The sequence below is a fragment of the Shewanella sp. SM23 genome, assembly GCF_025654295.1.
Classification (GTDB): Bacteria; Pseudomonadota; Gammaproteobacteria; order Enterobacterales; family Shewanellaceae; genus Shewanella; species Shewanella oncorhynchi.
Genome location: NZ_JAKKRM010000001.1, coordinates 103,224 through 123,260, shown reverse-complemented (window position 1 = coordinate 123,260; position 20,037 = coordinate 103,224). Strand labels below are relative to the sequence as shown.

16 protein-coding genes are annotated in these 20,037 nt (G+C 45.6%); 6 read left to right on the top strand and 10 right to left on the bottom strand.

All coding sequences use genetic code 11. The features are described from left to right. Nucleotides 1-325: 325 nt before the first annotated feature. From tyrR to phhA, 3 genes are all read right to left on the bottom strand, one after another. Entirely contained in the window at nucleotides 326-1,864 is a 1,539-nt protein-coding gene (gene tyrR, locus L5L98_RS00475) for a transcriptional regulator TyrR (protein ID WP_263138118.1), read from the bottom strand. A 268-nt stretch (nucleotides 1,865-2,132) separates the two neighbouring features. Further along, a complete protein-coding gene (locus tag L5L98_RS00470; protein WP_028760576.1) occupies nucleotides 2,133-2,471 on the bottom strand; it encodes a 4a-hydroxytetrahydrobiopterin dehydratase in 339 nt (112 codons plus the stop codon). Between the two features lie 169 nt (nucleotides 2,472-2,640). Further along, nucleotides 2,641-3,441: a phenylalanine 4-monooxygenase gene (gene phhA, locus L5L98_RS00465; RefSeq protein WP_168823149.1), complete on the bottom strand. Its 801-nt coding sequence runs from the start codon at nucleotides 3,439-3,441 to the stop codon at nucleotides 2,641-2,643. A gap of 321 nt (nucleotides 3,442-3,762) precedes the next feature. Between phhA and galU the strand changes: the two genes are divergently transcribed. The 6 genes from galU to L5L98_RS00435 all read left to right on the top strand — a co-directional run bounded on the left by galU (nucleotide 3,763) and on the right by L5L98_RS00435 (nucleotide 10,889). Next, complete coding sequence (gene galU, locus L5L98_RS00460; RefSeq protein WP_168823151.1) at nucleotides 3,763-4,671, top strand: UTP--glucose-1-phosphate uridylyltransferase GalU; 909 nt, start codon at nucleotides 3,763-3,765, stop codon at nucleotides 4,669-4,671. Next, nucleotides 4,671-5,684 (top strand): UDP-glucose 4-epimerase GalE, encoded by a 1,014-nt coding sequence (galE, locus tag L5L98_RS00455; protein WP_263138117.1) that lies wholly within the window; start codon nucleotides 4,671-4,673, stop codon nucleotides 5,682-5,684. The genes galU and galE overlap by 1 nt, the downstream gene beginning before the upstream one ends. A gap of 92 nt (nucleotides 5,685-5,776) precedes the next feature. Further along, on the top strand, nucleotides 5,777-6,259 hold the full coding sequence (gene napF, locus L5L98_RS00450; protein ID WP_263138116.1) for a ferredoxin-type protein NapF: 483 nt from the start codon (nucleotides 5,777-5,779) through the stop codon (nucleotides 6,257-6,259). 112 nt (nucleotides 6,260-6,371) lie between these two features. Beyond that, nucleotides 6,372-6,821: a polymer-forming cytoskeletal protein gene (locus L5L98_RS00445; RefSeq protein WP_263138115.1), complete on the top strand. Its 450-nt coding sequence runs from the start codon at nucleotides 6,372-6,374 to the stop codon at nucleotides 6,819-6,821. A 318-nt stretch (nucleotides 6,822-7,139) separates the two neighbouring features. Beyond that, nucleotides 7,140-8,114 carry a LysR family transcriptional regulator gene (locus L5L98_RS00440; protein ID WP_113938944.1) on the top strand — a complete coding sequence of 325 codons (975 nt, stop codon included), beginning with the start codon at nucleotides 7,140-7,142 and terminating at the stop codon, nucleotides 8,112-8,114. 477 nt (nucleotides 8,115-8,591) lie between these two features. After that, entirely contained in the window at nucleotides 8,592-10,889 is a 2,298-nt protein-coding gene (locus L5L98_RS00435; RefSeq protein ID WP_263138114.1) for an OmcA/MtrC family decaheme c-type cytochrome, read from the top strand. A gap of 107 nt (nucleotides 10,890-10,996) precedes the next feature. Here L5L98_RS00435 and L5L98_RS00430 read toward each other — a convergent pair whose 3' ends face one another. The 7 genes from L5L98_RS00430 to L5L98_RS00400 all read right to left on the bottom strand — a co-directional run bounded on the left by L5L98_RS00430 (nucleotide 10,997) and on the right by L5L98_RS00400 (nucleotide 20,022). Beyond that, nucleotides 10,997-11,680 carry a DUF2982 domain-containing protein gene (locus tag L5L98_RS00430; protein ID WP_212600041.1) on the bottom strand — a complete coding sequence of 228 codons (684 nt, stop codon included), beginning with the start codon at nucleotides 11,678-11,680 and terminating at the stop codon, nucleotides 10,997-10,999. Nucleotides 11,681-11,751: 71 nt separating this feature from the next. Next, nucleotides 11,752-12,453 (bottom strand): YdcF family protein, encoded by a 702-nt coding sequence (locus L5L98_RS00425; protein ID WP_263138434.1) that lies wholly within the window; start codon nucleotides 12,451-12,453, stop codon nucleotides 11,752-11,754. A gap of 218 nt (nucleotides 12,454-12,671) precedes the next feature. Then, on the bottom strand, nucleotides 12,672-13,589 hold the full coding sequence (gene mak / locus L5L98_RS00420) for a fructokinase (RefSeq protein ID WP_219253527.1): 918 nt from the start codon (nucleotides 13,587-13,589) through the stop codon (nucleotides 12,672-12,674). A 61-nt stretch (nucleotides 13,590-13,650) separates the two neighbouring features. Beyond that, nucleotides 13,651-14,457 carry a 3'(2'),5'-bisphosphate nucleotidase CysQ gene (gene cysQ / locus L5L98_RS00415; protein ID WP_263138113.1) on the bottom strand — a complete coding sequence of 269 codons (807 nt, stop codon included), beginning with the start codon at nucleotides 14,455-14,457 and terminating at the stop codon, nucleotides 13,651-13,653. A gap of 352 nt (nucleotides 14,458-14,809) precedes the next feature. Then, nucleotides 14,810-15,979 (bottom strand): SDR family oxidoreductase, encoded by a 1,170-nt coding sequence (locus L5L98_RS00410; protein WP_263138112.1) that lies wholly within the window; start codon nucleotides 15,977-15,979, stop codon nucleotides 14,810-14,812. Between the two features lie 6 nt (nucleotides 15,980-15,985). Next, entirely contained in the window at nucleotides 15,986-16,750 is a 765-nt protein-coding gene (locus L5L98_RS00405) for a phosphatase (RefSeq protein WP_028760589.1), read from the bottom strand. Nucleotides 16,751-16,800: 50 nt separating this feature from the next. Further along, nucleotides 16,801-20,022, bottom strand: a complete 3,222-nt coding sequence (locus L5L98_RS00400) for a DEAD/DEAH box helicase (RefSeq protein ID WP_263138111.1) — start codon at nucleotides 20,020-20,022, stop codon at nucleotides 16,801-16,803. Between the last annotated feature and the right edge of the window lie 15 nt (nucleotides 20,023-20,037).

Below are 20,037 nucleotides of genomic sequence, written 5' to 3'. Positions count from 1 at the left end.
GTCACCCAGCTTATATTCGGCGATTTAAATCGAACTTTTTGACTCATTAAGGGCATACATGTTACGCAGTTCGCGCCAACGAGGCATGCGCTTTTACTTGCTTTAACGTATTTGTTGCGCGTAGAAATACCCGATGCAGCTCAAGATTCCTATAGCGTGACCAAAATCACATTTAGGTCAATTATTTCACATTTTGTAAACTAATCATTACGTTTATAACCTAGTTACCGCTTATCAATATCTCGGTAAGCAATATGCCTGAAAAGTCGGCAACTAAGTGGAACGATACTGTTACATTGACTGTGTCAACCCAACGAGACTCTGGCTAACGGCGCTTGGCTATCTTGTATTCACGCAGTTTATTAGCAATAGCTGTGTGTGATACACCTAGCTTTTTCGCCAACTGGCGAGTGCTCGGATAGGCCGGATATAATCGACGCAACAGACTCGCTTCAAACTGCTTCATTGCATCGTCGAGATTGCCCTCAAACTCATTATCAAAGTAACCAAAACCTTCGGCGTATGACGGCAATTTCAGCTGTTCTACCGTCAACTCGGCCGACCCATCCCACATAGACACGGCTCTAAATACCGCGTTCTTTAATTGGCGTACGTTACCTGGCCAAGCGTAGGTGAGCAAATGATCGCGGCACTGGGCCGAAATCCGTCGCACTGGGCTAGACAACTGTTGACTGTAATGTTCGAGGAACATTTCCGTCAGTGGAATGATATCGACTTTACGCTCGCGTAAAGACGGGATGTGATAACTCAACACATGGATGCGATAGTACAAATCTTCCCTAAACTCACCGGTTTGGCATAGTTCAGCTAAATTTTTCTGGGTCGAGCAGATAATTCGCACATCAGCACGTACTTCTTCATCGCCCCCTATGCGTCTAAAAGTGCCATCTTGCAATAGCCGTAGCAGCTTAACTTGAGCCGCCCTAGACATTTCCGCCACTTCATCGAGAAATACAGTGCCCCCCTTAGCTTCTTCAAAAAAGCCTCGTTTGACGACTTTACCCTGACTGACGTAACCGAATAATTCTTCTTCGGCAGCGCTGTCGGGCAGAGCGGCGCAGTTGATGGCGATAAAAGGTTTTTCACGGCGCATCCCCGCATCATGGCTAGCTCTGGCCATTAATTCTTTGCCAGTACCCGTTTCACCCGTGATCAACAAAGGTGCATCGAGCTGGGCCATACGCCGTGCTTGCTTAAGCACTTCCTTCATCTTGTCACTGCTGGCTAATACATTTTCAAAGCCAGTGGTTTGGTTCTGCAGCGCGTTAAACTGTTTTCCAACGCGCGCAGGGGATTTCAGCGACACCACAGCACCAACCAAGATGGTTTTTTCATCCTCATCGGGTAGGTAAATCGGCAGCATTTCGGCAAGATACTCATTCGGACCAATTTGCACCCGCGCCGCTTGGGCCAATACTTGTGCTTCACTCAACCAACGGCTGAAGTTAAAACCTTGCACCCAATGATTAAGCGACTCTTCGAGCACTTCGTGCTCACCCATGCCGATATTGAGCAAGGCGGACTCATTAACGATACGGATACGTGCCTTGGCATCGATAGAAAAAACGGAGTCGGGTAAGGTTTTGAGCAGGGTTTTAAGGGCGTAATGTTCTTGCTCTGAGGGCATAAATGACACCGTACGCACATCGTGCACGCTTTCCACTTTGCGGATCTGCGGCATCAAGGCACTCAAAGTTTCAAAACTAATTTCGGCAAATTGTAAGTACAGGAATCCTTGGTTACTGGCATCTATGGCAATTAAATTAATACCATAACGCTCTAACACGACTAAGATATCTTTGGCTAAACCAACACGATCCTGACAGCTGACTTCCAAGCGCATAATGACTGATATTCCCTTTTTTGATTTGAATTTTGGGGATAAACCGTGCAGAGCTATTTTTCGCCTTAGGCTTTACAACAAAAATAACGCTTGCTAGGCAAATCATTACCTTTGACGAAAACGTCAGCGATGAGGGGAAATAGCAGAGCCCGTATACGTTAGAAGGTTAAATTGAAAGTGGCAAGCCTAGTTTACAGTTGAATTGTAACAGGAAGAAAAAATCAGCATCATAAAACACATTAAGATGCTGATTAAATTGATTAAATAATTAACCTAGCAACTGGTCTGTCTTGGCGGCCATGATGAAGTCATTCTTATGTAGCCCCTTAATGGAGTGCGACCACCAAGTGACAGTCACTTTGCCCCATTCAGTGAAAATGCCTGGATGGTGGAATTCTTCTTCCGCTAAATCCGCCAGCTTATTCGTGAATACCATCGCCAGTTTAAAGTTTTTAAACTTGTAGACGCGCTCAAGCTGCATTACGCCGTCACGCACTTGCACGCCCCAGTCAGGGATCATACGAATAAGTTCTGCCAATTCTTCATCGGTCACTTTTGGTGCATCGGCTTGGCACGCTTCACATTTCATATTCGATAACGCAGTCATACATACTCCTGTTGGCAACATTGATAGGGATATTCAGTTGCACTTTACTCATTAATCATTAATCATTAATCATTACTTATTACTTATTACTTATTACTTATTACTTAAATCACATAACTAAATTAGATGGCGACTCAAATGACACATCAAACTATCCATCGAATCGAGACTAGCTCGCCTTGGCTTTGGGAAGATATTTAGGAGCAAATAAACCTAACTGACGTGCCTTAGTGACATAACTCATGATGTCCATTTTGGCAATTTCATCAAGCATATCAATGTGCTCAATCACATAATAAATCGGCTGCATAATATCAATGCGATATGGGGTTCGTAGCACATTCAATAAATCAAAGGGCTGACGTTCTGGCACGTCACTTTCCATTGCATATAAAGTTTCACCAGGTGAGCTTAAAATACCGCCACCATAGATACACAAGGGGCCATCTTTAGGCTGTAGCAAGCCAAACTCGACCGTAAACCAGTATAAACGCGCTAAAAATACCCTTTCTTCTTTGCTGGCATTTAAACCTAATTGGCCATACATATGTGAAAAATTGGCAAATGAAGGGTTGGTGAGCAAAGGGCAGTGACCAAAAATTTCATGAAAAATATCAGGCTCTTGAAGGTAATCAAACTCTTCCTTACGGCGAATGAATGTCGCCACAGGAAACTCTTTATTGGCCAGTAGTTCAAAGAAACGGCCGAAGGAAATAAGCGCAGGTACGGCTGCCGTTTTCCAGCCGGTGGTCGCTTGCAATACAGTATCAATTTCAGTAAGTTGCGGAATACGATCCTTTGGCATAGCCAAGGCATCTAGCCCTTGCAAATACTCCTTACAGGCACGGCCAGGCAGGTTTATCGCTTGACGGGCATAAAGCTGGCTCCAAATCTCATGTTCTTCTTGCGGGTAGTTGATAAACCCTGTGTCATCAGCTCTGTGAGCGATGTACTCTGTTCCTTTCGTCATAGTCTTCACTTAATGGCTAGCGCTCATGGAACCATAGTGATCTAAGCCTTTAAATTTGTTAACTCCCTCACACTTTATTCTTGCACCACTACTGTGACGTAAACGTAAAGCAAATATTACAAGGGTATTAAAAACGCCATGCAAGTGCACATCACCCATGCTGGATTAGATGCACTGTGCTACCTTTGCTAAAACTTACGTCGACTTCGCTGTAAAAATACTTAAATATCCTAAGTTTTCAGCGTTTCTAAATAGCTTTTCTGTGCAGGTCATTTACAATATTGGCCATTAACCGCATCTCCTTGACCTAAAAGGTTCGCAATGAAACAACATCAAATTCGTAAAGCCGTTATTCCTGTCGCAGGCCTAGGCACTCGTATGCTTCCCGCGACCAAAGCAATTCCAAAGGAAATGTTACCTGTTGTCGATAAGCCATTGATTCAATATGTAGTCAGTGAAGCTATCGCGGCTGGGATCAAAGAAATTGTACTCGTGACCCACGCCAGTAAAAACTCTATCGAAAACCATTTCGATACCAGTTTCGAATTAGAAGCCCAATTAGAACGCCGCGTTAAACGTCAGTTACTTGAAGCCGTACAATCTATTTGTCCTAAAGATGTAACAGTGATCAGCGTGCGCCAATCTCAAGCTAAAGGCTTAGGTCATGCGATTTTGTGTGCTAAATCTGTCGTCGGCGATGCACCATTTGCCGTATTGCTACCGGATGTGATCATAGATGAAGCCAGCTGTGACCTTCGTAGCGATAACTTAGCCGCTATGGTTGCCCTGTTTGATGAAACCCAAGTCGGTCAAATCATGGTGGAAGGCGTGCCACATAACGTCGTCAACCAATACGGTATTGCCGATGTGAATGGTCATGATTTACAACCGGGTGAATCTGAGCCATTAGTCGAACTAGTTGAAAAACCCTCTGTAGATGAAGCTCCTTCTAATTTAGCCGTTGTAGGCCGTTATGTGTTACCTGCCAGCATTTGGCCACTACTGGCTAAAACCCCTGCGGGCGCAGGCGATGAAATTCAATTAACGGATGCGATTGCGATGTTAATGAAGCAAGAAACCGTAAATGCTTACTACATGGAAGGTAAGAGCCATGACTGTGGTAACAAGCAAGGTTATATGCGTGCTAACGTTGAATATGCCCTGCGCCACAGCGAAATCGGTGAAGATTTTGCGCACTATTTAAAAACCGTTGTAAAAGGAATTAAGTAATGACGATTTTAGTGACCGGTGGTGCTGGCTATATTGGCACCCACACAGTAGTAGAACTGCTCAATGCTGGTAATGATTTGATTGTATTGGACAACTTGTCTAATTCAAGCATAGAAGCCTTAAACCGAGTCGAGCGGATCACTGGTAAATCGGTTACTTTCTATCAAGGCGATATTCTCAATAAAGCGTTATTGCAGAAAGTGTTTAACGATCATGCTATTAATTCAGTTATCCACTTTGCAGGATTAAAAGCGGTGGGAGAATCCGTCGCAAAACCCCTGAAGTATTATGAGAATAACGTTACGGGTACGCTTATCCTTTGCCAAGTCATGGCAGAATTTAAGGTAAAAAATCTCGTGTTCAGCTCATCGGCAACAGTGTATGGCGATCCCGCAAGTTTACCGATCACCGAAGACTTTCCCACAGGGGCAACAAACCCTTATGGTCAGTCTAAGTTGATGGTTGAACATATACTGGCAGATGTACACAATGCCGATCCGAGCTGGAATATCGCCCGTCTGCGCTATTTTAATCCGGTTGGCGCCCATGCCAGTGGTTTAATCGGCGAAGATCCTAACGATATCCCTAACAACTTGATGCCCTTTATTGCGCAGGTTGCCGTGGGTAAACGCACCGCCTTGAGCGTGTTTGGTAATGATTATCCGACTCACGACGGTACCGGCGTGCGTGACTATATCCATGTCGTGGATTTAGCCAATGGCCATTTAAAAGCGCTTGCAAAATTGGCCACTAAACCTGGTCTAGTGACCTATAACTTAGGCACAGGCCAAGGATATAGTGTATTAGACATGGTTAAGGCCTTTGAAAAAGCCTGTGGTAACACCATTGCCTACCAAATTGCGCCACGTCGCCCAGGGGATATTGCCGCCTGCTACGCCGATCCAACCCACGCAAGGGAAGATCTTGGCTGGCAAGCGACTCATACCCTAGAAGATATGGCCAACAGTAGCTGGCATTGGCAATCAACCAATCCCAATGGTTATAACGGCTAATAACTTGAATGGCTTGTGGAAATCTCCCAAGCCATTTTTCTTTATCCCTCTAAATACCGTCGCTTTACATCATTAACCACCCGAGGAGCAACATGACTCAAAGTATTAATCACAGCCGTCGCAGCCTCTTTCGCCGGCGTAAAGATAATGCGATAAGGCCGCCTTGGGTACGTGATGATATCGAGTTCACCGATGTGTGTACCCGTTGTTCCGCCTGTCTTGAGGTTTGTGAAACTCACATTATCATCAAAGGTGATGGCGGATTTCCTGAAGTCTCCTTTAAGGACAATGAGTGCACATTTTGTACCCTGTGTGCTAAGGCTTGCCCTGAAAATATTTTCGATTTGACTCAAGCACCTTGGCAATACCAAGCCCATGTTCAAGAAAGCTGCTTAACCTTTCAAGGGATCTGGTGCCAAAGTTGTAAGGATGCCTGCGAACCAAGAGCCATCAGCTTTGTGCTCAGTATTGGTCAGGCTCCGAGCCCCAAAATAGACCTTGATCTTTGTACTGGATGCGGTGCCTGCGTAGCTCCTTGCCCTAGCAAAGCCATTGAGATAAAACGACCAACTTGATAGAAACACTGTAATTGCATTAACACATGCCGAGCTGTGCTTCTCCTGGATTTTAAGCTAGTATCGCGCCTCTGTTGAACTCAGTTAATCCCTTCTCGAATTAAGTTAATTTATGATGATGTTTGTAAAAAAACTGTTTTTCCCGCCTAAAAAAAGTACCTCTTTTAGCTTTATTGCTCGAGGCACTAAACTCACGGGAAATATCGAATTAACAGGCGACGTGCTTGTTGGCGGTGATATCCAAGGTCAGCTGCTTTCTGAGGCCAATATCACCATAGAACAAGGCGGTATAATTCAAGGTGAAGTAAAGTGCCATGAATTTATCGTCGATGGGCACTTCAAAGGCAGACTCATTTGTGAGCGTTTAGTGATCCAACGTAATGGTGTTGTCGACGGCGAAGTGGCAAGTACCTCAATGCAAATCCTTGAGGGTGGCCAATTTATCGGGATGCGGATTAAAGAAGATGCACCAACCATTTATTCCTATACAATAGGCCATACACCAACAGCAGATCCACTCAACTTACCGTCCGTGCAAAACGACGTCATAGAATCTCGCTAATCCTAAATGCATCACTATCGTTTGCTCGCCGCCTTAGGTGAGCAGACTTTGACTCACTCTTTTAGCTCAATCATTCCTTTCCGCCTGATGTTAAACATAGCGCCTACTCATCTAACTCTCCCCAACTCTCCCCTTTACAATGGTTAAATAATTGTTATTTTGCCGAGAGGGATCACAGTTAATCCGCATGCTGAATGTTAATCTTGGCAGTTAGTATCCATGATATTTGATCGCGGTGGTTCGGGTAATCGCAAGGACACAGAACTCCCCTAATAGCGCCGCAAAAACATTTAAGACTCATACAGGGCAAAATACAAAATGAGCAACTTATTACTAAAACAGATCTGTGAACTCGATGTTTTTACCTTGCTTGTATTTAAAAGTATTTTCGACACTGGACACGCAAATAGCGCGGCCAAAGCGCTAGATGTTTCTGCACCCAAAATAAGCCGCTGCCTCAATGCATTACGCCTAACCTTTAACGATGAACTATTTTATCGTCGTCAACAGGGGCTTAAACCGACGCCTTTAGCAGAAAGTCTCTACGTTGCTATTTGCCAGTTTACTGAATCGGTTTATCACCTCGAACAATCTGCGATCCAGATACAAAATGCGGCCATCAATACCGACTTACCGCTGCATATCGCTGCTTGTAATGGCCTGCTAAGCTTTTTAGCGCCTCAGTTAAGTACTCCTGAACTTGCCCAAAAGCTAGGACAAATACGCTTACATAAATGGCAGGAAAATAGCGCTGAGTTGATCCACGCAGGTGCGCTTGATTTTGGGATTACGTTTGAAAGTGCTGAAAATAAAGAATTAAGTTACACCAAACTTGGCTCAATCAATGGCATTTATATCGTTGCAGCCAAGCAACACCCACTTTGGGACGTTGAGACGAATATTACCTTAGAGCAAATTTGTCGCCATCCGTTTCTATTTCAAGAACTCAAGGGCTTTAACAGTAAAATCGATCCCTTAGAATTATTTTGCCAGCGCCAAGGTATCTTACTGCCTACAGTAGAGAAAGTGATAGACAGGGAGGAATGGTATGCCCATCTATTAACCATGAAGAGTGTGGCTTTTTGTTCCAGCATTGATATGCACACAGTTAAACATATGCCCGGATTACATCTCGAGCGCCTTAGCGACACAGAGCTTAATAGACTCCACGAAACTATGATGGCGCCACATTATTATCTGATTGAGAAACCTGCAGTTCATCGGCGTTACAGCCAAAGCCAGTGTGATCTCGTCGTGCGCTCCTTACTTGCCGCACTCGAACCAGCACACTAATACAAAAATAGATTACACACTAAGTTCATCAACCTAGCTTACGTCATGGATGTTAAGTGGGTTAAGTGGGTTTACTGGGCTATGGCTTCTATTTATCAAAGGCACAATTCAATCACTTTAAAATGCCATATCGTCCCCCTATCCTCGCTCTCTTATCCCATTGCTTTTGTGCTCAAAACCTTAAGATAACGACTTAAGATTTAGGCTCTTTTAACATCGTTCATTTTGCTTAACCGAAAATGAATTCATCATTTCGACCTAAGTTTAAAGATTGAAATTGTGATACACATCATAGGCTAGCAGCTTAATTTCACTATTTAAAATATCAAAATGCAAAGTTTAGAATTACCATTCACGGGTGTTAAATCATCGTTCACATATCAGATACAAATTTGCAAATACCACTTTATAAGTAGATGAATCCTCCTATATTAGAGGCACTGCACACGCAGTCTTATAGATAGAAAAAGGGACGCGATGATGAAAAACTACAATAAATCTCTACTGGCACTGGCTCTCGTCAGTACCTTAAGTCTTACCGCCTGCGGGGACGGAAGCGATGGTCAAGATGGGGCACCTGGCACACCAGGTACACCCGGAACACCAGGCACTCCCGGAACACCAGGTACACCCGGAGCCCCTGCGGGTTCCTTCGCAACGACAGCTCAATCCATTACAGATCTGGCATTCACGTTAAGTCCTGCTGACATTAAAGTGACCAGCAGTGAAGGCTTCAGTGTTAAATTTACTGTTACGGGTAAAAATGCAGGCAAAGTAGTCCCTTTCAAAGGACTGGATAAAATTGCAATTTATTCTTTAACAGCAAATGAAAACACCTCAGGTACTGGCGCGCCGATTGAGTGGCAAAATAATGCCACGGCAAATGCCGCTGGCACTTCGTTAACTTGTACTCTAAACGGCCTGAACGGAACTAAAAACGCTTGTACTTTAACCGAAGATACAGCGACGCCAGGCACTTACACAGCAACTTGGACTTATGGTGGCGCAGCGCCAATCATTAATCCAAATGATAATCCAAACGCAGTACACAGAGTCTTTTTACGTGCTTACAACATCGCCGATAGTACTGGTGTTGTCCTATCTGACAAGATTTTGTCTGTACCCGTTGATTTTATCCCTGCAACAGATGAATTAGGTGTATCGGGTAAAGACACAGTATCTAGTGCGGCATGTAAAAACTGTCACGGTGAAGTAGACGGCCATATCGCGAAGATTGAAGCCCATCATAACTACCAAGATGTTAAAAACTGCGTAACTTGTCATAACCCTGATCTCGTTCCAAGTGACGCACAACTGGCCGAAGGTTGGGTATTTGATTTTGCTCCCATGATCCATAGGATCCACGCAGGTCATCACATCAGTGACAGCTTAAGTGGCGAAGCAAAAGAATATTTCGGTGAAGTTGGTTTCCCATCTGATTTGAAAGAATGTAAATCTTGTCATGATGGTGCACCAAGTTATAACACCAATATTTATGCGCAAGCTTGTGTGGGTTGTCATATCAATGTGAACTTCACCACTGGCGAAAACCATTCAGAATTTGGTTTAGCCCAAGCTGATGATACTCAATGTAAATCTTGCCATGGCAGCGGTAGCTTAACACCTGAAGCTGTACACAGTGTCGGTAAACGCGCTGAGTATGCAAGCCTATTCAAAGTTGACTTTACCAGTGCAGCAGTAGTGACTTCAGCAACACCTGGAATGAAAACATTGACATTAAAAGCCAATGTGACCATGAATGGCGCTGCAATTCCTAACGGAACCGATTTAAAAGTGTATAACGCGACAACTAACCCTACTGGTATGTTTGTGGCTAACGGCTTATTACTGGGTAACGTAACCACTGATGGTACTGTTTATGCTTGGAGAGATGTCAAACCAACAGCAATAGCTCTTAAGCTTGAAAATGGTACGCTGGCCGATGGTGTATTAACCTTCGTAAAAGATATTCCCGATGCCCAAGCTGTTGGTACTATCTACGTCAGTTCAGAAGCCAACGTCTGTATCAAAGCAGGTAAAGTGAGTAGCTGTAATGCCACAGGACTTGAATTTGGCCCAACAAATCCAATTGGTAACACTGCTCCTGTTAAATTCTATAGCTTAGATGCTTCTGCAGTAGTTAAAGCTCGAATGACAGATCCTGCTCGAATTACCGTAGAAGAAGCAAAATGTAACGCCTGTCACGGCACCTTAGATTATATCAAGGGCACCAGACACGGAACTTACACTTTTGATCAATGTATGAACTGTCACAACGATACAACAGGTGCATCAGGCCATAAAACAGTGGTTTCTAAAGGTGAAGACGGTAGCAAAGTCATTAATCCAGAAGTCACTTTCAATAACAAAGACTTATTCACCGTCGCCCACCGCTTCCACAGTGGTAACTTTGATGTTATCGCAGGGATCTTCCGCGATGCCAATGGTGAATTAGTCGGTTATCCATCACCAGAAACTGCATGTTCTGCATGTCACAAAGATGATGCAAAACTGTTTGCGACTGACGGTGGTTTAGCCTCTGAGAAACGTTCAATCAAAGTGGGTAGCAACTACATTAGCCCAGTAGCTGAATCATGCCGTAGCTGTCACGCTCACTCTGATGCAGCGGCTGTCGCTCACTTTAGAAGCAACGGTGCTGTGGTTGAAGCTGATGCAATGACAGATCCTAACTTACCAGTAGAATCTTGCGCAACTTGTCATGCTGAAGGTAAAACCTACGGTGTAGATAAGGTACACGCAGAGGTAGCACACTAGTACCTTTGGGTTGCCCCTGCACAACCCAAACTTTAATCTCTGCAACTCATTGGGGACCCTAGGGTCCCCTTTTTTATTGCTGATGATCTTCAATTGAGATTGTAGATTTAACCAGCTGAGCGGCTACATTGTGCAATACGTTGTCTAAGTAACTTAATAAAGTCCTTAGGTTCCCTATCTAAACTGTCATGGGGAATATACAAGTGATACCCTAAACGCGTATCTAACATCACGCAGCGATGCCCAAACATAGCCAATACGCCACGATAACGATCCCCTTCTATCACTAAAGGGCCAAACTCAGCGCCGAGATAAGTTTCTAAAGTCGCTAAATCTGCATCTTGAGAGGCAGCCGTCACCAGCAAAGGTCGCTGTTCAGTTAATAATCCTGTTGCTAGACGCAGGGAAATATTATCGAGAATGGGATTTAAATGTTTCAGTTTAATGCCTAAATAAGATAACTCTATAGTATCTAAACCATTAGTCACCCGCGGAATATCGACCCGCTGAATATTATCCCAATCGATAGCCACTTTGCCGCGGCGATGAAAATAGGTCAGCCCCTTGTCATCTAGTGCTAGAGTCGTTTCCGGCTCATACACCTTGGCTAAACCGAGAATGAGTGAAATAGCGCCCAAACTAAAAAACATCAAACCGACAGCAAACAAGGCCGGCCACGTCAGAAACAGTCCCAAACCCAGCACCAGACTTAAGCCTCCCAGCCAAGTTAAGGTTAACCCATTTCGTTTCGATAAAGGACGCACAGATACTATTTCTGACTCAATTGTCATTGTTCATCTTCCTGTTAAAACTCACTATCTTTAGACTGAACTTGGCAAACCACACCCTTAACTTGCCATCTTTAACTTACGGCCTTTATCCATAACCACAAACGGCCAATGTATTCGTGAATCGCCCGTTGAGAAGCCACTAAATTATCGGCGGTTAACCGCCACCAAAAATCATCTCGGCCAATAAAATCCGTTGGGGCAGCATCGGGGTGTAAGCCTTTAGCGGCGAAAATAGCCATCGCCCTTGGCATATGAGTGGCCGATGTGACTAAGCGAAAGGGCTCCTCCCCTAACTCCCACTTTAAGTATTGCGCTTCTTCTATCGTATCGCGCGCCAGTGGAAATTGAATAATTCGGCTTTTATCAACACCTAGCTCTACCGCGGCTTTAGCCATCATTTCAGCATGGGAAAATTGAGTGAGTTCACCGCCCCAGCCGCTGACGTTCAACATACACTCTTGACCCAACTTAAGTTGCCGAATTCCTTCAGTTAACCTTGTAAGGGCGACATCCGATAAGGATTGCACCGCAGTCGCTCCTGCTATATCAGCATGCCCTGAACCTAATACCATCACAAAACAAGCGCCTGCGATGGGCGTGGAATTAATAGGGTAAGCTGATTCTAACGGCCGCACTAAGGTATTCACACTCAGTTGACTGCTTAAAAACAGTAAGAGAAAAAAAGCGCAGGATACTAAGTATTTCGCCATACTGCGACGGCGCCATACTAGAAAAGAAATCAGTAATAACAATAGGATAAAGGGAATCGGCATCATCCCCTGTGAAACAACTTTCTTAACCCAAAACATGATGTCCATGCCAAGCAATCCAAAGGAGCGCAATCATAGCATCAAAATACGGGGGGAACACATCGCACATAAAACTAGCCCAGCGTTTTACTGGGCTATTGTTTACAAGACTCTGATATCACTAGACGTTGATTTCATAGCGTAATGAGTTCACTGGTGGAGTTTATATCCTCAATAATGGATCACTTTTCCCACAACCAAGCGGCACCGCGCACTCCCGATGAACAACCGTATAGATTCTGCACCACAGGCGTATGACACTCACGCCCCACCACATAATGGGCCAGCAATGCCGGTAATCTTGGGTAAATCGCCGCGACATTCGACATTCCGCCGCCCAACACTATGGCATCGGGATCGAGCATATTGATCACATGGGCGAGTGAACGAGCGAGTCTATCCATATAACGATCAAATGCAGCAACCGCAATGGCGTCACCTTTATCGACTAACAACATAATATCGGCACCTGATTTGGCAGGAGCACGCACTGTACCCGCTGCCGTCAAAGCCACATTATAATCACGCACAAAGCCAGTACCTGAAATAAAGGTCTCGATACAATCGGGATTGCCACAGAAACATCGGGTGGTATTGAACTCTTCCTTGGTCATCCAAGGCAAAGGATTATGACCCCATTCACCGCCGATACCATTACCACCACCGTGAACTTTGCCGTTAATTGCCACACCCGCGCCACAACCAGTACCAATAATCACGCCAAACACCACAGAAGCGCCAGCGGCTGCCCCATCGACCGCCTCTGATACCGCAAAACAGTTTGCATCATTGGCAACCCGTACTTCACGCTGCAACAATTCCCCTAAATGTACATCGAGGGGCTGACCATTGATCCACGTCGAGTTAGCATTTTTGACTAAACCTGAATAGGGCGATACCACACCTGGAATACCCACGCCGACAGTGCCTTTCTCGCCAAGAGTCGCTTCCGCTTCCTTAACTAAATCAACCACCGCAGCAAGCGTGCCCTGATAGTCACGTGGCGTCGTCACACGTTTGCGAAATAGCTCATTGCCCTCATCACTCAGTGCGACTAATTCTATTTTTGTTCCGCCTAAATCGACGCCCATGCGCATCATGAATTACTACTCCAGTGTTTAGCTTGCCCTTTCATCAAGTGAGATTGATGCAAGGCAATCGTTATTTTACCCAGCCAGGAGCTGTGGCAATAAAGTAAGGGTTTAAAATGTCAGGTTTTTGATTATAAGTTAATGGTTCACCTGAGTCATAACAGACAACTGTGCCGCCTGCACTTTCGAGCACAGCTTGCGCCGCCGCAGTATCCCACTCACTGGTAGGGCCAAGTCTGGGATACAGATCGGCACAGCCTTCAGCCAACATACAAAACTTAAGCGAGCTACCCACGCTTAAGATGTCATGCTCACCAAACTGTTGTAAATATTGCGCTAAGCCTGGGCTCAAGTGCGAGCGACTGCCGACAATCATCGGCATTTCGCGTGGCGTGTTGGCGCCCAATAAGGGACTCTCTTGACCCGCTCGTTGGCGCCACGCACCTAAATGTTTAGCGCCGTAATAATACGTATCGAGCACAGGCGCATATACTACACCTGCGATAGCAACACCTTGATGGATAAGCGCAATATTGACGGTAAACTCGCCATTGCGTTTAATAAATTCCTTAGTGCCATCTAAAGGATCAATCAACCAATAGGTTTGCCATTGACGACGCACGTCCCACGCGATATCCGCCGCTTCCTCAGACATAATAGGAATACCGACAAACTGCTTTGCCAATGCCGCCACTATCACGTGGTGCGCGGCTAAATCAGCCGCCGTCACAGGGCTATCGTCCCCCTTATGGCTCACCAAAAAGTCATCTTGACCATAAACCGTCATAATGGCATCGCCTGCGCCTTTGGCAATCGCGACCACTTGCAGTAGATCTTGTTTGGTCAATGTCTGCGCTATTGTCGTCTTGTCTGTCACTGAAACTTCCTTAATGCATTAAATATCTTGGCATTATGCCATTGTCATCCAAGGGGAATTTAGAACAAATTCATCATACATCAAGCAAAATAGACTAAGACTCGCAGCTTAAACCGCGGCGCACAAAACCACAGATACACAAAGTGATTACGATACTAAGGCAAGCCATTGGCGCTGAGAAGAGGCTTAAGTCCAGCTGCATTCGTATTCACAGCCTATGTTTTCATATTGATAGTCTAAAGCCGTCGCTTAAATCTGATTATTGGCGGGCTTTTTGTTTTCGAAAGCGTTAATCACTGCGATGATGTAAACGCTTAACGCCTGATTAAACCTGCCTAAACCCAAATGTGAGTCACGTTAATCGTCGCAACATGCAATTCAGTTGCTGACGCCAATCTTGCCATACGACGTTATCAGGCATAAACAGTGCGGTATTGACAGCCAAAGCGGACTGCACTTTGGCACTATTCAACACGCTATAACTCGGTCTTTTTACCAAACTCACGCCGCGATTTAATGCTTGTTTAGCATAGTGAGCGCTGGTAATCGGCTGGATAACTACTGGCAGACTTAACAGATTGAGCGCTAGGGCTTGTCGCTGGATTTCACAGGCAAATTCATACCAACTGCATTGGCCTTGAGCGCTGTAATGAAATACGCCCGAGCACTGTTGCATGACTAATTGCCAAATCACCTTAGCGAGTGCATCACTCCACGTCGGACAGCCGATTTGATCGACTATCACCTGCAATCTTGGTTGAGTGCGCATCAAGTTCAGCATGGTTTGGACAAAATTATGCCCATCTTGACCGTAGAGCCATGAGGTACGCACAATCGTTGCATCCTCGCCCAGAATCGCCAATACCTTCTGCTCGCCGAGCAACTTACTCGTACCGTAAGCAGACAACGGCTCGGGAGCATCAAGTTCAACAAATGGCCTTGGTACATGAACTTGGTTTGGATTTGGGTTTGGGTTTGGGTTTGAATTTGAAGCTGAGTCAGGGTTTTGATGCTGTTTAACGCCACTTTCTCTAGCATCACCCACTGCACGTTCAGCTGCATGAGCAATCTCGCAAACAGCATGACCACCAAACACATAATCGCTCGACACATGCAGTAAGCGGGCGCCCGACAGCCAACATTGCTGCGCCAATAACTCAGGGCCGAGTGCATTCACACGATTCGCTTCGATTGCATCATGCTCAGCTGCGTCGACCGCATTATAGGCCGCACAATTGATCACCCAGCTTGGTCGATATTGATCAAATACGGCGGCAATATTAGCGGCATCGGTAATGTCTAACTGACTGCGACTTAGCGCATAAAGCTTAATTGGTGCGACTGAGTTTGTACTTGTGCTGCTATTTAGGGCTAGCTCGCCAATATCGGCAGCGACTCTCAGCAAGGCCTGAGCGAGCTGACTCTTCGCACCAGTGATTAACACCACTTGAGGAATGTTAGCATCTGTGGCACTCGCCGCCCCGCATTGAAGTGGCGTCACTTTAGTTGCCACTATTTTCATCACTAATCAACAGCATGGCTCATCGTCACTGAATAAGGGGATCAAATCAGCAACGGTTTCATGGCCACGGGCGGCTAAAAAGGCCAAGAGTGCTGAAGGGCTACGATTGAGTAATCGTGATGGCGGATAAGCCACTTCATCGATAATCGCTTGCGCCCGCGCAAAACCACCTAAGCTAAAAGCCACATGGGAATCAGAGCCCATAACTAAAATCGTGCCAAATTCCTTGGCCGCTTTGGCAATCGCAGTGCAATTGGCTTCACTGCCCTTACGGGACACTTCAAAGGAGGAATTGTTAATTTCGAGCGCCACACCGTATTCGGCTGCGGCGCGGGCAACGGCTTCAATATCAATCGGATAGGCAGGATTACCTGGATGAGTAATGATATCAACCTTGCCGCTCTTAATCGCATTAATCATGGCCTCTGTGTGAGTCGCTTTATCTGACGGAGGATAGACGGGCTCATGAAATCCTGCGAGCACAATATCGAGCTGCTTTAAATAATCGCCAAAGAAATCAATCTCGCCGTCGATATTTTTGATATTGGCTTCGATACCCCGCAAAATCCCGACGCCATCAACCATACGTGGCAAAACTCTTAAATTCACAAAGTGCCAAAAATGCGGCGCATCGGCCATCGCAGGCCCATGATCTGTGGTGGCAAATAGGCGAATCCCCTTCTGCTTTGCCACCGCTAAGTAGTCATGAATCGTGCTATAAGCATGGCTCGAAGCCACAGTATGGGTATGAGTGTCGACTTGGTACTGCATGGTTCACCTCAGTCAAATGATTCAATCAATTTAGAAAAACTGGCCACGATTTAGCTAAAGAGCGATAACAGTTCATCGGCGCTTCCTTGCCATGTGCCCTTGCCTTTACCTTCGAGAATACTGTCCGCCAGACTTTGCTTATGCTGCTGCATTTCTTGGATTTTCTCTTCTACTGTACCTTCTGCAATCAGCTTATAGACAAACACAGGCTTATCTTGGCCGATACGATGGGCTCTATCCGTAGCCTGTTTTTCCGCCGCCGGATTCCACCAGGGATCATAGTGGATCACAGTATCCGCCGCGGTGAGATTGAGCCCAGTGCCGCCCGCTTTTAAGCTAATTAAGAACACAGGCGTGTCGCCCTCTTGGAACTTATCTATCTGCGCTTGGCGCAGGCGAGTTTGCCCAGTGAGCTTACTGTAATCGAGCCCCAAGTCCACCAGCTCAGCTTCAATCAAGCTGAGCATGCTAGTGAACTGGCTGAAAATCAATATCTTACGTCCCTCTTGCACCATCTCGGGCAAGTTCTGCTTCAGCCAGTCTAACTTAGCATTATTCTTCACTTTCTGCGCTTGCTCTAACTTCACCAAGCGCGGATCGCAGCAGGCTTGGCGTAGCTTAAGTAAGGCATCGAGAAACTCGATATGACTGCTACCAACGCCTTGAGTGGCAAATAAATCCCGCAGTTTTTTCTCCATCACCAGTCGAATACTCTCGTAGAGATTACGCTGATCTTTTTCTAACTCTAAGCTCTGGGAGATTTCGGTTTTAGGGGGTAATTCACCGACCACTTCATCTTTGGTTCGGCGCAGCACAAAAGGCGCAATCCGCTGACTCAAGATTTGCGCTTGCTCCATATCGCCATAACGTTCTATTTTGTGCCTAAAGGATTTGTTAAAGAAGGCATTAGTACCAAGTAGTCCGGGCAAACTAAAATCCATCAAGGACTTAAGTTCACCTAAGTGATTTTCAAGCGGTGTTCCCGACAGGCACAATCTAAACGGCGCTTTAAGATCTTTAATCACTTGAGTCACTTTCGCCTGCGCATTTTTTATCTGCTGCGCTTCATCCAGCACGATATGTTCAAACATCTGCCGTTGATAATAGTCACTGTCGCGCACGATCAGCGGATAGGTCGTCACCACAATATCAAACTCATTTAAGCGTTCGAGTAAAGGCTTGCGTAAAGCACCATGAATAACGACTAGCTTTAACGAAGGCGCAAATTTCGCGGCTTCTTTCGCCCAATTACCCACCAAGCTCGTTGGGCAAATAATTAAACTCGGTGAACAACTTGCCACTGTGGATTTTAGTTCTTGCTGCTTAAGTAAAAAAGCCAAGGTTTGAATGGTTTTACCCAGCCCCATATCATCGGCCAAAATACCGCCAAGCTGATATTCCTTTAAGAAACAGAGCCAATTTAAGCCTTGCTGTTGATACTGGCGTAACTCAGCATTTAAGTTGTCTGGGACTGTGACCTCTAACACACCGTTAAAATTTTCGAGCTTAGTCGCTAAACTGCGCACTCGTTCACCATTAAGCAAACGAATATCACTGTCGGCAAAATCATTTAATAAGTGGGCACGGTATTTAGGCAAAGACACGCTGTTGCCTTTGTGGCTATCGAACAGTTCTAAAATAATGCTGATCAGCGGCTTAATCACGCTGGCTTTGACTTTTAACCAATCACCATTTGGGCTGGGTAACAGCAGCTCTGCATCATCGGCGGGCTCACCGTACTGCTTAAGCCAAGTGGCAATTAAGGGCAGCATAGGCACTATTTGACCATCGATGTCAGCATTCAGTGACAGAGAAAACCAACCCTCTTGCGTATCATCCAGCTCAATCGCCAGCGGAGTATCAATGACATTTAAGCTGAAATTGTCGGCAAAATGTACTTGGTAACCTAAAGCCTCTAGCGCCGGGATTTCCTGTTGAATAAAGTGCAACCAAGCATCAATCGTTTCAGGCAGTGAACCTAACCCCCAAATACTGACATAGCTGCCACTGTTAGGGATAAAAGAAGGCGCAAGCTCCACCAGTTCCAATGCCATCAAACGATTAATCGCATCCATTTCCGCATCGAGTTGACGCGCGACTTGATAGGTTTTGCCTTGATGAGTGACTAAGGACAAGGGCTCGTCGGGATACTGACCGCCGAGCACCACATCTTGATAGATAAACTCCAGCAGCACTAATGGCTGCGCCATAGCAAACTCAGGTAAATCCTGCGATGTTAAGGTCAACCTAACTTGAAGCGGCACTTGCAGCTCGACAAAATCAATCAAAGCAGGTGTAGGTACCGTTTTCGCCGAAAAATGCTTAATCAATTTGTGGCTCACCAGTTCAATCTGTGAGCTAGGCACCGGCGGCATCTGGCTGAGTAATAACAGCTTTTCAACACTGATCTCGGTATCCAATGCGCCAACTTTAAAATAATCTAAATCGATATAAGTCGGTGGCTCACAGGGGATCAGCTCCCAATTGTCCTTATTGGGCAGTATTAACTGCATTTGTTTATGCTCGGCATCCTTATCTAGCCAAATGAATTCGGGCTTGCTCGCTTCACCTCGGGTGAGCGGTAAACGACTCTCTTCCCAAAAACACCGCCCAGTGACGAGCATTTTTTCCAGTGCCATGGCACCTAACTGAGCTTTAAGATACAGACGCGAGGCACCATGGCGACGGGTTGACATGATGAGATTGATGATGAGCACGTCTTCTGCGCCAATCCAAGCGGGCATGTAATATTGCACGTCGGATAAAGCGATTTTCGAGCCTTTGTTATAGCCACCATTCTTCGCCAACTTGCCTTTTCTTAGCTCAAGAAAGACACCGTTATCATCTTTAGATAACACGTACAGCACGCGATCGTCGTAGAGTAAATCAACATTTGAAACCGTGAGATCATCACTTTCGTCTAGCAGATGTAACCACTGAGCAATACGTTGATCTTCAACGGTTCTATCACTCAGTAAACTGTAAAGTACGGCAGCAATATGTTTGCAATGCCCAGTGGCGGGACATGAACAGAAGCCATTCATGATCAACTTATGGTTCATGCTGACAAGGCGAATATCCTGCCGATAGGGCTGGGATTCCGTCCCCATGACACGACCTTCAATATGACGAAAATCGGCGTTCGCTTTGGCGCTCAACACCCGTCCCTTCATCACATAATCACGGGCGCGCATTAAGGTTGGCGGCGTGAATAATGACTCAATCGTGGTTCGAGTCAATTGGATAGGATCTTGGGGGGACAAGCGATTCATGTAAAAACCTTGAAA